Raw genomic sequence first — 13,654 nt, 5'->3', positions numbered from 1 at the left:
GCGCTGCGGTCAGCCTGAAGCCGCCGCCGTGCTCCCGGCAGGGGGGTCAATCCAACCGCTCGATCAGTACATCGCCGGTCCAACCGCGTACCTGCGCCGGGTCCAGCCGTCGTGCGTCACCGCTTTGCAGCCGGCTCATCGAGAACGCGGTCGCCAGCCGCGCGCAGCCGTCCAGATCGATGGAAGGCTCCAGCAAGGCGGCAGCGATGCCGGCCACCATCGCGTCGCCCGCACCGACCGTGCTGCCCTGGGCCAGTCGCGGTGGTCGAGCGACCAGGGCGCCGCTGCGATCAATGAACAGCGCGCCGTCGGTGCCCATCGAGATCGCTACGAGCGCAACGCCACGTTCGACCAAGGCCTGGCCAGTGACGCGCAGGGCGCTGCGGTCCGGCAGCGGGGTGCCGGTCCAGGCCTCCAGTTCGTGGCGGTTGGGCTTGACCGCGTAGGGCAGCGCACCGGCGGTGTCACTCAATGCAGCCACAAGTGCGTCGCCGCTGGTGTCCAGCAACACGCGCGCACCGGCGGCGACGACCTGCGCCTGCAGTCGCGCCCATGCATCGGACGGCAGTCCAGACGGCAGGCTGCCGGACAGCACCACCGGAAGGCCCGGCAGCAGCAAGGCGCCAAGCCTCCGCGACACTGCGTCCAGAGCGGTATCGTCGAGGGCCAGGCCGTGCAGGTTGATGTCGGTGGTTTCGCCGTTGTCCTCGTCAACCAGCTTGATGTTGGTGCGGGTGCAGCCGGGGATACGCAGGCAACCATCCACGATGCCGCGCGTGGAGAAGAGCGCGCCGAACACACCGTCGTTGCCGCCACCGAGCACGCCCAGCGCGGTGGTCGGCACGCCCCAGTCGGCCAGGCAGGCGGCCACGTTGATGCCCTTGCCACCCGCATCGTCGCGGCTGCTGCGGGCGCGGTGCACATGGCCCGGCCGCAGGCTGGCCAGCCGCACGGTCTGGTCGATCGCCGGGTTCAAGGTAACGGTGACGGCGCGGGCGTTCATGCGCGGGCTCCGTCGAGGGCCCGCACCTGCTCGGCGGTTTCGCAGTCCAGCGCCGTCGCAGCCAGCGTTTGCAGATCGGCCAGCGCGCTGCCACGCAGGCGTGCCTTCACGGACGGGATGTCGTTCGGGGTCATCGACAGTTCGTCCACGCCCAGCCCTGCCAGCAGCATCGCGCCGAACGGATCGCCGGCCAGGCCGCCGCAGACACCCACCCAGCGCCCCTGCGTGCGTGCGCCGTCCACCGTGGTGCGGATCGCGCGCAGCACGGCCGGATGCAGGCTGTCGGCCTCTGCGGCCAGCTCCGGGTTCTGGCGATCGATCGCCAGCACGTACTGGGTCAGGTCGTTGGTGCCGATCGAGAAGAAGTCGGCGTGGCGCGCCAGCACATCGCTCTGGGCGGCCGCGGCCGGTACTTCGATCATGATGCCGATCGGCACGTCGGGTGCCTCGAGTTCGGTGCGCAGGCGCTCGCAGATGGCACGCAGTGCGACCAGCTCGGGCACCGAGGTGATCATCGGGAACATGATGGACAGGCGTGCACCGTCCTTGGCTGCGCGGTACAGCGCACGCAGCTGCGGTTCAAGCAGATCCGGGCGGCGCAGCAGCAGGCGCGCGCCGCGCACGCCGAGGAACGGGTTCTCCTCGTGCGGCAGCTCCAGGTGGGCGACCTGCTTGTCGCCACCGATATCGAGCGCACGCACGATCAACGGACGGCCTTCCAACGCTTTGGCCATCGCCATGTAGGTTGCGTACTGCTCCTCCTCGCTGGGCGTGCTGCCGCGTTCGAGGAACAGGAATTCGGTGCGCATCAGGCCGACACCTTCCGCGCCCTGTTCCAGCGCCAATGGCACCTGCTCAGGCAGGTTCACGTTGGCGCCGATGTCGATGCGATGGCCGTCGGTGGTCTGCGCCGGCTGCGCGCGTTGTGCGGCTTCGCGCGCGCGGATCTGCTGCTGCTCGGCGATCCAGGCACGTGCCGAAGCAAGATCGGCCTCGGAAGGGGACAGGTAGAGCCGCCCGCTGCTGCCGTCGATGATCGCTTCGCGGCCGGCCTGGATCGCCAGCAGTTCGGCGCCACCGGCAACCAGCGCCGGCAGGCCGAGCGTGCGCGAGAGGATCGCAGTGTGCGACGTGGGGCCGCCCTGTGCGGTGGCGAGGCCGAGCACGCGGGTGGTGTCAAGGTTGGCAGTATCCGAGGGCGACAGGTCGGCGGCAAGCAGGATGCACGGTTGCGCCGGTAGATCTGCCAGGCCGCCACCGGCCGCAGAGGGGTCAAGCTGCGCCAGTACGCGCCGACCCACATCGCGCAGGTCGGCAGCGCGCCCGGCCAGCACCGGATTGCCCAGCGCCGCCAGCCCGGAGGCGATCTGCTCGATGGCCTGGTGCCAGGACCACGCGACGCCATGACCTTCAACCATCAGCTGGCAGGTACGGGTAATCAGGTCGGTGTCGTCAAGCAGCGCAGCCTGCGCCCTGAAGATCGCCGCATCCGAGGCGCCAAGGCGGCGCTGGGTGTCGTCCTGCAGCGCGGCCAGCTGCTGGCGGGTACGACTGAGTGCATCCTGCAGGCGCGCGCCGCCCTCGCCAAGCGGGGCAGGGCGATCGGCAACATCGGCCTGCGCGCTGGCCAGTACATGCAGCGGACCGATGGCCAGCCCGGGGCTGGCGCCGATGCCGACGATCGCTGCCTGCGCTTCGGGCGGATTCCAGCCCGCGACCGGCGCCGTCCTTCGCTGCGCTGCACGCTCCGCATCGGCCTTTTCCTGCGCGACCAGCCCGTCCATGGTCTTGCGTAGTGCAGCCAGCAGTGCGGGGGCATCGGCGCCTTCGGCAGAAACACGCACGGCATCGCCCTCGCGAAGCCCGAGCTGCAGCAGCGCCACCAGACTCTTGACATCGGCCGCCTGATCGCCCGCGCGCACCTGGGCGCGGGCCGTGAAACTCCGCGCCGTCTCGGCCCAGCGCGTGGCCGGGCGCGCGTGCAGTCCGCTGGGGTAAGCAATGGTCCAGTCGAAACGCTCGGCCAGGTCCGCCACTGGGACGTGAGTGGCAGAGACTGCGACGTCGCTGGCCAGCGCATTGACGATTTCGCTTGCATCGGAGGTAGTGAACAACCGCTGCAGCGCGGCCTCGTCCTGGATCAGGCGGGTCAGCCTGCGCAGCAGGGTGATGTGGGTATCGGACTGGGCGGCAATGCCAACCACCAGGCGGGTGACCTGGCCGGGGTTCCATTCCACGCCTTCCGGCAACTGCAGCACCGCAATGCCGTCGCGGCGCACCAGGTGGCGGTCCTCGCCGAGCCCGTGCGGGATCGCCACGCCATGGCCGAGGAAGGTGTTCGCCAGCGCTTCGCGGCGTCCCATGCTGGCCTGGTAGCCCGGCGCCACGCAGCCGGCAGCGACCAGCATCTGGGCCACCTGGGCGATGGCATCGGTCTTGTCCTGTGCCCGCGCATCCAGGCGGATCAGTTCCCGGCTGACGGGGGAAGGGGAGGTCAGGGGCGACAAAGCGGGCTCCGGGAGGGATGGCTGGGGCGTATTGGGAACGTTCCCAATGCACATTTCAATGTGCACTGCACAAAAAGCCAATAGTCCTTTGGCGTTAGCATTGTCCTGAACAGCCATCCGGCCATGAACAGCCCACGTTTCCGGGAACGTTTCCAATGAGCATCAGCATCAACGACGTCGCACGTGTGGCGGGGGTGTCCAAATCCACGGTGTCACGGGTGCTCGGGGGCGGTCCGGTCAGCGAGGACGTGCGCGGCAGGGTCGAGCTGGCGATCCGCCAGACCGGCTATCGACCCAACCTGCAGGCAAGACGGCTGCGCTCCCGGCACACCGGCATCATCGGCTTGATCGTGGCGGATATCCGCAACCCGTTCTTCACGGCGCTGATCCGCGCCGTGGAAGAGGTGGCCTATCGCGAAGGTCTTCGGGTCACCCTCTGCAACACCGACGAGGACCCCGAGCGGGAGGCGCTGTATCTGCAATTGATGCACGAAGAGCGCATCAGCGGCCTGATCTTCGCGCCGACCCGGACCACGGTGGGCCGGCTCGAGCGGCTCACGCTGGACTATCCGACGGTGCTGGTGGACCGTGCCGCGCCCGGCGGTCCGATCGACAGCGTGGTACTCGACAATCCGGCAGCGATGGCAGGCCTGGTCGAGCATCTGGTGGAGCGCGGCTATCGGCGTATCGGCGGACTGTTCGGCAGCACCAGTACCACCGCGGCCGAGCGACGTGACGGTTATCTCGCTGCGATGCGCACGCATGGGTTGCAGCCGGACTACCGTGAGGTTGAACCCACGGCCGAAGCCGCCATCGCGACGGTCGATCAGTGGCTCGCCACGCCATCCCGCCCCGAAGCACTGGTCACCAGCAACAGCCTGCTGTTGATGGGAGCATTGAAAGCCGCCCGCGGCGCCGGGCTGGCGATTCCAGAGGCGTTGGCACTGGCCGGCTTCGACAACGAACGCTGGACCGAGCTGGTCGAGCCGGGCATCACCGTGATCGAGCAACCGGTTGAGGAGATGGGGCGGGCCGCGATGTCGCTGCTGCTTGAGCGCCTGCGCACGCCGGAGCTGCCGGTACGCCGACTCGTAATGACGGGCCGGTGCGTGGTCAGAGGGTCGACGGCAGCGCGATAGCTCGGCGCCCGATCGTGGCGAAGCCTGGGAATGCCGCCCGGGTGTTGGCGGGCCAACCGCTGTCTGTTAAAAGCCATCTGTCCACAACCAGCTTGATCGACTTTGACCCACGCTGTGTGCATCCCACAGGAACGCGCCAAGGACCCCGACATGAATGGACATCACGAACCCGAGGCGCGCCGCCTCACGCGTCGGCTCCTCGCACTTGGCCTCTGCGCCCTGGCAGGATCCGCCCTCGCCGGAACAACGCAACCGGCACGCACCTGGCTTGTCAGTGGAGCCGAACTCATCACCCTGCTGCAGGGCAAAGGCGCTGATGGCTTCTGCGACGGCGAGCAGTGCCGGAACCTGTCCAGCGCTCGCGCCAGCGCCTACATCCAGGGCGTTGCCGATGCCAGCCACGGCCAGTGGTGTGGCCAAGGCAGGATTCTTCCGCATGAGCTGGTCGACCGTGTGTCTTCCCATCTCCGGCAGTTGCCCCGCGAGCGATTGCAGCAGGGCGCGTCTTCACTGGTTGCCGAAGCGCTGCGGACCGCATTTCCCTGTGGTGGCGGCGCGTCACGGGGTGGCAGTGCCGAGCCCGGCAAAGACGAATAGGACAGGCCGCGCCCAACGCGTGAGGACGCGAACGTCCTACACCCTCGCGACACGGTGCATTCACGGCCACCGACACCCGCGCTGTCCACACTGCATGTTCCTTCCACAGCACGAGGTGCCCCATGGCCACCTGTGATGTCTGCGGCAACAACTACGACAAGAGCTTCACCCTCCAGCAGGGCGGACGCAGCGGCACGTTCGATTCGTTCGAATGCGCGATCCACTCATTCGCACCGCGCTGCGCACACTGCGATTGCGCTGTTATCGGGCATGGTGTTGAAGGAAACGGCCAGATCTTCTGCTGCGCACACTGCGCTGGTCATTCAGGTGTACAGGGTTTAGCCGACCGGGCCTGAGTCGCCGTCAGCGCCATCCCGCTCCTGCCCAGAGACAAGCGAAGAAACCCGCGCGACCCGCGCTGCGCCCGAACCAGCAAGCAGCGCCAGTGCCCGCCGCTTCTGCGCTGGCATTCCCGCCACGGCCTCCGACGCCAACACCACGTGGAATTCCCTGGCGTTGGCGTCCAACGCTGTAGCCAGGACACACGAATCGGCCGTCATGCCACACAGCCAAAGGCGGCGCACTCCCAGTTTGGCCAGCAGAATCGGCAAAGGGCTGGCCAGAAAGGCCGAGTGCTTGGGCTTGAGCACGAAGTAGTGACCTGGCAGAGGCGAGAGAAGGCCGGCGATTCGCCCCGCCGGGCCACCGTCGCGCCGGCACTGTTCCACCTGCTGGCGGAAATCGCGCTTCCATTCCGAGAAATTGTCGTTGGCGTAGATGACCGGCCAACCGCGTTCGTCGAAGTGATCCCTCAGGCGCCGGATCTGCCGGGCCGCCCGCTCTGCCGCCGGCGCCAGCTTCTCAGCGCCAGGGAAGTCGAATCGGCTGAACATGTCGATGATCAGCAGGGCCGTCGATGGATCATCTCGCATGGCTCAATCACCTGTCTGCGCGTGTGGGGCTTCAACCGGCTTGGATTGCGGCGAGTCTTTCTGGCGCAGGAAAATCGTCAGCACCACCAGGGATAGTACGGCCAGGAATTCGCTCTGCCAGTTCTGCATGGATTCGAACCAGAATGTGCTGCTGGCGAGGTGCTCTACAAAGCCTGGCGGCGGCAATCCCTTCAACTGCTGTTCGGCTTCCTCGGCGCGCCAGCTTCCCACTGCATGCAGCGTAAAGCTGAACAGGAACAACAGGCCGAACGCGATCGCAAGCGAATGACCGTAGAGCGTCTTCCATGGACCACCGCGCCTTACCGGCCACGGCGTGGGCCCCGGCTCGACGCGATTCTGTTCCTGCGCAGGGTCCAGCGGCCGCGATTCGGCCGAGCCGCGCTGGCGCAGGCTGACCGTCAGGAGCACATACATCCCCATCTGCAGGAACTCGCTCTCCCAGTTCTCGAACGTGGCGCTGACGAAGTGCCCCGTCGCGAGGTAGTGCCAGAGATCGATCGGCGCGCGTCCGTGCTCGACCAGTTCCTGGTTGTGCACGTGATGCCCGGCAACCGCCTGCCCGACGATGAACACAAGCGTGAGCACAAGCAGCACCAGCGAGAGACCGTTGCGTTTCCACATGCAACACCTCGTTCAGTCTGTTCCAGAGGCCGTGCGCGAAGCTTGCGCGGGTAGCAGGCCATGACCCGTGAATCCGGCGCATCCAGAATGTGAGGCGGACTCAACGCTTTCCGGTCGGGTCAGGATCAGGACGTTCGTAGTCTTCCGGTACGGCCTTGGGGCCATCGCCGTCGTCGGGCATGTCGTGCTCCTTCCACTTGGCTCGATCGTTGCGCCGCTTGTCCGGCGTGTGCGCCTTCGACTGATCGTCCACGTCTGTCGTCGGATTGAAGGGCAGCTTGTCGTTCATGGGCAGCTCCTGCGTCGAAAGACCGAAGACTGCACCGGGCCGGGTTAACACCATGACCCCGTAGAATGAACGCCGTGCACACCGGGATGTCACCGAAGCGGGATGGCGGCCTTGCGATGCTGGCGTCCCGAGCTCCTGGAGAAGCACGATGCAGGCATTGACCTATCACGGCCGCAAGGATGTGCGAGTCGAGACCGTACCGGACCCGGTACTGGCGGCCGAGGATGATCTGATCCTGAGGGTAACTGCCACCGCCATCTGTGGATCGGACCTGCACCTGTATCGCGGCAAGATTCCGGATCTGCACGATGGCGATGTGCTCGGCCACGAGTTCATGGGCGTGGTGGAAGAGGTCGGCAGCGGCGTGACCCAGGTGCAGCCGGGCGATCGTGTAGTGATCCCTTTCGTGATCGCCTGTGGAGAGTGCTTCCATTGCCGCCTGGCCGAGTATGCCGCTTGCGAAACCACCAATACCGGCAAGGGCGCCGCACTGAATCAGAAGGGCATGCTGCCTCCGGCCGCATTGTTCGGCTACAGCCATCTGTATAGCGGCGTGGCCGGGGGCCAGGCCGAATTCGTGCGTGTACCGAAGGCGAATGTAGGCCCGCTGCGCATTCCGGAGGGCATTGCGGATGAGCAGGTGCTGTTCCTGTCCGACATTCTCCCCACCGGCTACCAGGCTGCGCTGAACGCAGGGGTGAAGGCGGGCTCGACAGTGGCCATCTTCGGTGCGGGCCCGGTGGGACTGATGAGCGCGGCCTGCTGCCGCCTGCTGGGCGCAGAGACCATCTTCATGGTCGACCATCTTCGTTACCGTCTGGATTACGCGCGCCGTACCTACGGTGTGACGCCCATCGACTTCAAGGAGATCGAAGACCCGGCGGACTACATCCTTGCCCAGACCAGTGGGCGGGGCGTGGACGCCTGCATTGAGGCGGTAGGCTTCGAGGCCGAGGGCAGCGCGCTGGAGTCAGCATTGACTGCCGTGAAACTGGAAGGCAGCAGCGGCGTGGCGATCAGGCAGTGCATCGCGGCAGCACGCCGCGGCGGCGTGGTCAGCATCCCGGGTGTCTACGCTGGCTTCATCCATGGTTTTCTGCTGGGTGATGCGTTCGACAAGGGGCTGACGTTCAAGATGGGGCAGACCCACGTGCAGGGACTGATGCCGGAACTGCTCGACGCAATCATGGAAGGAAAGCTGCACCCGGGTGACATCATCTCGCACCGGATGCGCCTGGCCGATGCAGCTCAGGGCTATGCAATGTTTGATGCCAAGGACGATGACTGCCGCAAGATCGTATTGACACCCTGAGCGTGCCGCCATGAGCGCGATTGTCATCGCCTGTGTCTACGCCCTGTGGCTGGCTGCCGGATCGCTGGATTTCCATTTTCACCGGCGCACCGATCTTCCGCACACTTCCGCGATGCGCGAAAGCCTGCTGCATGGGGTGCAGCTGCTGCTGATCGGCAGCGGCGTGCTTGCCTGGCTCCTGCTGGAGAACACGTTGTCGCTGGTCGCGCTTCTGGCAGGCCTGGTCATCGCACACGCGGTCGCCGGCTATCTCGATACCGTCAGCGCGGACGGCCGTCGACGCATCAGCCCGGCGGAACAACATGTGCACAGCGTGCTGGATGCCGCGCCGTGGGTCCTGCTGGCCTGGGTGGGCTGGCAGGCCCACCCGCGGTGGTCGCTCGAAGTGAAGCCTGCAGCACCGGACGTCTGGTGGCTCGCCCTGCTGCCGGCGCTGGGCCTGGTGGTGCTGCCATGGCTCTGGGAACTGCGGCAGTGCGTGCGTGCAAGAGAGCAACGCCCGCAGACGGGTCCGTGAGGATCACGGTGCCGGGCATTCATGTGCCCGCCACGCCATCAAGACAGGCATGTGACCGCCCGCCGCCTACGTTCATGGCGTATCTCCATTGCAGGTCTGCCACCCATGCAGGATGTGACGTCATCCTCTTCGCTGTTCAATCGCGCACGCCAGGTGCTGGTGCAGCAACCGGCATTGCCTTTGCCCGGTGGCGGCCAGACGCTGCAGCGTTGGCAGGCGCTGGCAGCCTGGGGGGCAGAGGATCTTTGCCTGGCCAAGGTACTGGAGGCCCACTATGACGCCCAGGCGATTGCTGCCGAGTTGAGGGCGCCCATCCCTGCTGAAGACACGTTGCTGGCGGTGTGGGCTGCAGAGGGTCCGGCCAACACCGTTCGCATCGATGCCGGCGGTGGGTTGTACGGTGACAAACCTTGGTGTTCCGGCAGCGCATGGGTGGATGCGGCACTGGTAACGGTTCGCAACCCGCAGGGCGTGTGGCTATGCCAGGTAGCGGCAGAACACTGGCACACACTTGCGGGCGAGCCGTGGCCTGCCGTGGGCATGGCCGCAATCCCTTCCACCACGGTGCGCTTTGACGGCGCACCGATGGTGATTCTGGGGGCGCGCGATGACTACCTGCAGCGCCCGGGCTTCTGGCACGGCGGGGCAGGCATCGCGGCGGTCTGGTTTGGTGCAGCGGCTGCATTGGCCGAGCGCATGCGACCGGCCTGCACCGAGGGAAATCGCGCGCGGCTGCTGGGTGAAGTGGACCTCGCCCTGGGCCCGGCAGCCGCGCTGCTTCGCGAACTGGCGGCGCACATCGACGCCGCGCCCGAACTGGCCCATCGCGAAGATGTAGTGCGCGTGCGCTGTGTCGTTGAGCGCGCGGCAACGCGTGTGCTGGACCTGGCGGGTCGGGCGCTGGGCCCGGGCCCGATGTGCCTGGAGGACGCCCATGCCCGGCGCTGCGCGGACCTGACCGTGTTCCTTCGCCAGAGCCACGCCGATCGCGATTGGGAATGGCTGGGCGAGCAGCGTGCAGCACAGGAGGCAACATGGGCGCTGTAGCCAGGACACCCCTGCAAGGGGAAGGAACCCAGGAGCAGGCCTGGCTGCACTGCGATTGGCTCTGGCAGCAACCGACCACATCGGCAACCGCACTCTGCAGCGGGCATGACCGCATGGTGGTGGTCGCGCCGCATCCGGACGACGAAATCCTCGGCTGTGGCGGACTGCTGCATCACGCTGCGGGGCAGGGTATCAACGTCAGTGTCGTTGCCGTGACCGACGGCGAAGCATGCTACCCGGGCGAGCCGTGGTGGACGCCCGAACGCCTGCGATCAGCGCGCCGAGCGGAGCTTGCCGCGGCATTGGGCGAACTCGGCATTCCGGTCGGCTCCATCTTCCACCTGGGTATCGCCGACGGCGCGGTCAGCGCGCATGAGCAGGGGCTGGAAGGTTGGCTGCAGCAGTATCTGCAACCGCGCGACCTGGTCCTGGCGCCATGGCGGTTTGATGGTCACCCCGATCACGAAGCGGCAGGGCGCGCTGCCTGCGGCGCCGCGCGGGCGGTTGGTTGCCACCGGCTGGAGTATCCGGTGTGGGGCTGGCACTGGCTTGACCCTGCCTGCGCACATATGGCGTGGGAGGTTCCGAAGCTGGTCGACATTTCAGCAGTGGCGTCCGCAAAGCGAAACGCAATCGCGCATTTCCGTACGCAGACCGGCGACGTGGTGGGCCTGAACAGCCCGCCGGTGCTGCCCGCACATGTGCTCGCCCGATTCTTCCGAAACTACGAGGTATTCCTTGCATGAGCGCGCAACCGTACTTCGATGACCTGCATGAGCAGGAGGACCCGTTCGGCTACCGCAGCCGGTGGTATGAAGAGCGCAAGCGTGCGCTGCTGCTGGCAAGCCTCAGCCAGCGCCTGTTCGCTCGCGGCTGGGAACTGGGGTGTTCCAACGGCGTACTGACCGAGGCGCTGGCAGCACGTTGCGAACGCCTGCTGGCAACGGACATCAGCCCACGTGCGGCGTTCCAGGCGCGCCGCAACCTGGCCCATCTGCCGCACGTGCAGGTCCATTGCGCCAGCCATCCCGAGCAATGGCCGCCAGGACGCTTCGACCTGATCGTCTGCGGCGAAATGGGCTACTACCTGGGGGCAGGCGCACTGCGCGAGCTGCGCGGTGGCATCGATGAAGCACTTCGCGATGACGGCCTGCTGGTTGCCTGCCATTGGTTGCCCTCGTTCGCCGGACGCGCGAGCCGGACCGAGGTGGTGCATCGATGCCTGGGGGAAGGCCTGCAGGAAGCCTTCCACTACCGCGATGCGGACTTCGTGCTTCAGGGATGGACACGGGGCCCCTTGTCATTGGCCCGGAACGAGGGCCTGCGGTGATAGGCGTCCTGATACCCGCCCACAACGAGGCGGACAGTATCGCGCGGTGCCTGCAATCCATCCGGGTGGCGGCCCTTCACCCGGGCCTCGGCGGCGAAGCAGTGGAGGTGATGGTCGCGCTGGATGCGTGTACGGATGCAACGGGCACCATCTGCCGCCAACACCAGGTCGGCAGCGTACAGCTGGATGCACGCTGCGTCGGTGTCGCCCGGGCCGCAGCCGCTGCTGAACTGCTGGGACGGGGCGCGAGGTGGCTGGCAAGCACGGACGCTGACAGCGAGGTGCCTCCCGAGTGGCTGGCCGCACAGGTTCAGGGCAGTTGTGACGCTTTCTGCGGACTGGTGGACATAGCGACGTCCTGCCAGGGTGAACGGCGCCTGCGCAGGGCATTGCAGGCAAGACAGCAGTGGGGCGACGATCATGGGCGCATCCACGGTGCCAACCTCGGCGTATCTGCCTGTTCCTATCGGGCCGTGGGCGGCTTTGCTCCCCTGCACTGTAGTGAAGACGTGGCGCTTGTCAGAGCGCTGCAACGCTGCGGTGCGGTGGTGCGATGGGCCGGCGCTCCCGTGGTGATGACAAGTGCGCGTCTGCAGGGGCGCGCTACAGGCGGATTCTCCGCTTATCTGGCGGCGCTGGATGGCGAGCGCTCAGGCGCGGAAGCATCGGCGCTGATCACCTGAGGGTCAGCCACACCATCACGCAAGCGCCCCGTGTTATCGGAGCGTGCGGTTGAGGAGAGCGTTGGGACAGCGCGGGCCACGAAGGCCCTCATCCCTGCCTACCTCCGCGAAGCGATGATGGACGAGCAGGAAATTTCCTGCGTCAGAAGGAATGAACGTGCCCCTCCGTGCAGTCGCCTACGCAAGTGAGGCGACATCGGGGCTTTCCATGGACCATGTGGATGACCTCGCCAGGGCCGCCGCCCGCTTCAACTTCGAAGCTGGCGTTACGGGTGTACTTCTTTACGACGGGCTCCGTTTCCTCCAGTACATCGAGGGACCGGAAGACAGCATCAACGTGGTGTACAGCCGCATCCTCAGTGCCCGCAGCCATTGCGAGCTGATCGAGCTGGGCCGGGGCAGGGCTTCCGGCCGGTTCTTTCCCTACTGGTCAATGCGGCTGCTGTGGGTCGATGCCTCCGAGATCCGCAGCGTGGCGCGCAGCAACTGGGATGGGCTCTCCCGTGGCGGCGCGCTGCGCCAGCTGAGCCTGGTGGTGGCCCCGCACCTGGGGTGACCACCCATGGCAATCAATGCGCCGGCGGTTGCACGCAGACATCCCCCATGACGCGCCGAACCGTCTCCTGCAACTCGCCGACGTGGAACGGTTTGGCCACGAAAGCGGCGCGACGGTGACGCTGCGGCACCAACTGGTCATAGACCGCGGATACGAACAGGAACGGAATACCGAGTTCCGTCAGGCGATCAGCCACCGGGAAGACCACGCCGTCGCGAAGCTCGACATCGAGCACGGCGCCGTCGAATCGCTGGTTGTCCAGCAGCCCCAGCGCATCGAACACGCTGTAGGCATGCGTCACCTGATCGCCTGCGTCCTCCAGCGCCTGTTCCATCAGCGCAGCCAGGTCGAGCTGGTCTTCCACCAGCAGCAGGTTGCATCTGCGCTGGCTCATTCCGGATTGCATACGTGCACGCCTGTGTTGTCCTGGGAACTGCAGTCTGTGCTGTGCTGCATCAACGCCATGCGTGTGCATTGTCAGCCCGGCGCGAAGCCCCCGAGAGCGCGCCGCCAACTGGGTGGAGGAGGTGTGGAAGGTGCCCTGGATTTCGTTGACGGCGTCTTGGCACGCGCTGTGGATACTGCCGCCGTCCCCCCATCGGAGATTCTGTCATGCCGCTATCCGGAACCGATTCTGTCGCTCCAGGCGTACTGCGTGTCGAGTGCATGCCACTCGACTGCGGCGGTGCCGCCATCGTCGTGGAGCTGGACCGGGCGCCTGAACGGGCCTGGATGAAGTCGCTGAAGCGAGCACTGCTGGCCGACGACGCCATGGAAGGCGCACAGGCAAAGTTCGATGGGCGCTTCGTCTACGTCGTGGGCGTGGATGGTGGCGGGCATCGTGCTCAACATCGGGTAATGCAGGCCGTGATGGCGGCGGGCGGCGCGTGCGCCTCGAACGCCAGGCGCGAGCGACCTGCAGCCGGCGTGGGCGTATCCAGCGCAATGGCGACCTGAGAGCACCTCCTGGGTGAAACACAGGGCTGCGGATGTTATCGCCGCATCACCACTGCGTGCAGCGCCCACCTTCGACGGCTCACACCGGCCGACAGGGCAGTGATTGCCGGCGCTCCACCATGGTCTCCGGAGGCATGTCGCCC

17 protein-coding genes are annotated in these 13,654 nt (G+C 66.6%); 11 read left to right on the top strand and 6 right to left on the bottom strand.

Annotated elements, in window-relative coordinates; all coding sequences use genetic code 11:
* Window positions 1-46 precede the first annotated feature (46 nt).
* Entirely contained in the window at window positions 47-1,003 is a 957-nt protein-coding gene (locus AC5P99_RS14945) for a 1-phosphofructokinase family hexose kinase (RefSeq protein WP_149501111.1), read from the bottom strand.
* Window positions 1,000-3,510 (bottom strand): phosphoenolpyruvate--protein phosphotransferase, encoded by a 2,511-nt coding sequence (ptsP, locus tag AC5P99_RS14940; RefSeq protein ID WP_164255470.1) that lies wholly within the window; start codon window positions 3,508-3,510, stop codon window positions 1,000-1,002. The genes AC5P99_RS14945 and ptsP overlap by 4 nt, the downstream gene beginning before the upstream one ends.
* A gap of 155 nt (window positions 3,511-3,665) precedes the next feature.
* Here ptsP and AC5P99_RS14935 point away from each other — a divergent pair, with 155 nt between their 5' ends.
* The 3 genes from AC5P99_RS14935 (at window position 3,666) to AC5P99_RS14925 (ending at window position 5,602) form a co-directional block, all read left to right on the top strand.
* Window positions 3,666-4,649 (top strand): LacI family DNA-binding transcriptional regulator, encoded by a 984-nt coding sequence (locus AC5P99_RS14935; protein ID WP_005413481.1) that lies wholly within the window; start codon window positions 3,666-3,668, stop codon window positions 4,647-4,649.
* Window positions 4,650-4,799: 150 nt separating this feature from the next.
* Window positions 4,800-5,246 (top strand): Rap1a/Tai family immunity protein, encoded by a 447-nt coding sequence (locus tag AC5P99_RS14930; RefSeq protein ID WP_080353112.1) that lies wholly within the window; start codon window positions 4,800-4,802, stop codon window positions 5,244-5,246.
* A gap of 122 nt (window positions 5,247-5,368) precedes the next feature.
* Window positions 5,369-5,602 (top strand): metallothionein, encoded by a 234-nt coding sequence (locus tag AC5P99_RS14925; protein WP_080353111.1) that lies wholly within the window; start codon window positions 5,369-5,371, stop codon window positions 5,600-5,602.
* On the opposite strand, the gene AC5P99_RS14920 is transcribed toward AC5P99_RS14925, so the two are convergent.
* The 3 genes from AC5P99_RS14920 to AC5P99_RS14910 all read right to left on the bottom strand — a co-directional run bounded on the left by AC5P99_RS14920 (window position 5,585) and on the right by AC5P99_RS14910 (window position 7,109).
* A complete protein-coding gene (locus tag AC5P99_RS14920) occupies window positions 5,585-6,178 on the bottom strand; it encodes a cysteine hydrolase family protein (RefSeq protein WP_149501109.1) in 594 nt (197 codons plus the stop codon). The genes AC5P99_RS14925 and AC5P99_RS14920 overlap by 18 nt on opposite strands.
* Before the next feature lie 3 nt (window positions 6,179-6,181).
* Window positions 6,182-6,820 carry a DUF6766 family protein gene (locus AC5P99_RS14915; protein WP_005413480.1) on the bottom strand — a complete coding sequence of 213 codons (639 nt, stop codon included), beginning with the start codon at window positions 6,818-6,820 and terminating at the stop codon, window positions 6,182-6,184.
* A 100-nt stretch (window positions 6,821-6,920) separates the two neighbouring features.
* Window positions 6,921-7,109: a hypothetical protein gene (locus AC5P99_RS14910; RefSeq protein ID WP_005409707.1), complete on the bottom strand. Its 189-nt coding sequence runs from the start codon at window positions 7,107-7,109 to the stop codon at window positions 6,921-6,923.
* Window positions 7,110-7,257: 148 nt separating this feature from the next.
* Between AC5P99_RS14910 and AC5P99_RS14905 the strand changes: the two genes are divergently transcribed.
* From AC5P99_RS14905 to AC5P99_RS14875, 7 genes are all read left to right on the top strand, one after another.
* Window positions 7,258-8,421, top strand: a complete 1,164-nt coding sequence (locus AC5P99_RS14905) for a zinc-dependent alcohol dehydrogenase (RefSeq protein WP_164255466.1) — start codon at window positions 7,258-7,260, stop codon at window positions 8,419-8,421.
* A gap of 10 nt (window positions 8,422-8,431) precedes the next feature.
* The gene (locus tag AC5P99_RS14900; RefSeq protein WP_149501107.1) at window positions 8,432-8,938 is read left to right on the top strand and encodes a hypothetical protein; all 507 of its coding nucleotides are present in this window, start codon (window positions 8,432-8,434) and stop codon (window positions 8,936-8,938) included.
* A gap of 105 nt (window positions 8,939-9,043) precedes the next feature.
* Entirely contained in the window at window positions 9,044-9,985 is a 942-nt protein-coding gene (locus AC5P99_RS14895) for a hypothetical protein (protein WP_059034455.1), read from the top strand.
* Complete coding sequence (locus AC5P99_RS14890; protein ID WP_149501106.1) at window positions 9,973-10,731, top strand: PIG-L deacetylase family protein; 759 nt, start codon at window positions 9,973-9,975, stop codon at window positions 10,729-10,731. The genes AC5P99_RS14895 and AC5P99_RS14890 overlap by 13 nt, the downstream gene beginning before the upstream one ends.
* Window positions 10,728-11,315 (top strand): class I SAM-dependent DNA methyltransferase, encoded by a 588-nt coding sequence (locus AC5P99_RS14885; protein ID WP_149501105.1) that lies wholly within the window; start codon window positions 10,728-10,730, stop codon window positions 11,313-11,315. Before AC5P99_RS14890 ends, AC5P99_RS14885 begins: the two co-directional genes overlap by 4 nt.
* Entirely contained in the window at window positions 11,312-11,998 is a 687-nt protein-coding gene (locus AC5P99_RS14880) for a glycosyltransferase family 2 protein (protein ID WP_149501104.1), read from the top strand. The genes AC5P99_RS14885 and AC5P99_RS14880 overlap by 4 nt, the downstream gene beginning before the upstream one ends.
* 151 nt (window positions 11,999-12,149) lie before the next feature.
* On the top strand, window positions 12,150-12,554 hold the full coding sequence (locus tag AC5P99_RS14875; protein ID WP_495213286.1) for a BLUF domain-containing protein: 405 nt from the start codon (window positions 12,150-12,152) through the stop codon (window positions 12,552-12,554).
* Between the two features lie 13 nt (window positions 12,555-12,567).
* Here the strand turns inward: AC5P99_RS14875 and AC5P99_RS14870 are convergent, their stop codons facing one another.
* Window positions 12,568-12,960 carry a response regulator gene (locus AC5P99_RS14870; protein WP_005409699.1) on the bottom strand — a complete coding sequence of 131 codons (393 nt, stop codon included), beginning with the start codon at window positions 12,958-12,960 and terminating at the stop codon, window positions 12,568-12,570.
* A 326-nt stretch (window positions 12,961-13,286) separates the two neighbouring features.
* Here AC5P99_RS14870 and AC5P99_RS14865 point away from each other — a divergent pair, with 326 nt between their 5' ends.
* A complete protein-coding gene (locus AC5P99_RS14865) occupies window positions 13,287-13,511 on the top strand; it encodes a hypothetical protein (protein ID WP_044571370.1) in 225 nt (74 codons plus the stop codon).
* The last annotated feature ends 143 nt before the right edge of the window (window positions 13,512-13,654 follow it).

It is taken from the genome of Stenotrophomonas sp. YJH_SMC_80 (assembly GCF_059372495.1).
The sequence above is the reverse complement of the archived record's forward strand: the minus strand, read 5'-3'. Positions and strand labels throughout refer to the sequence as shown.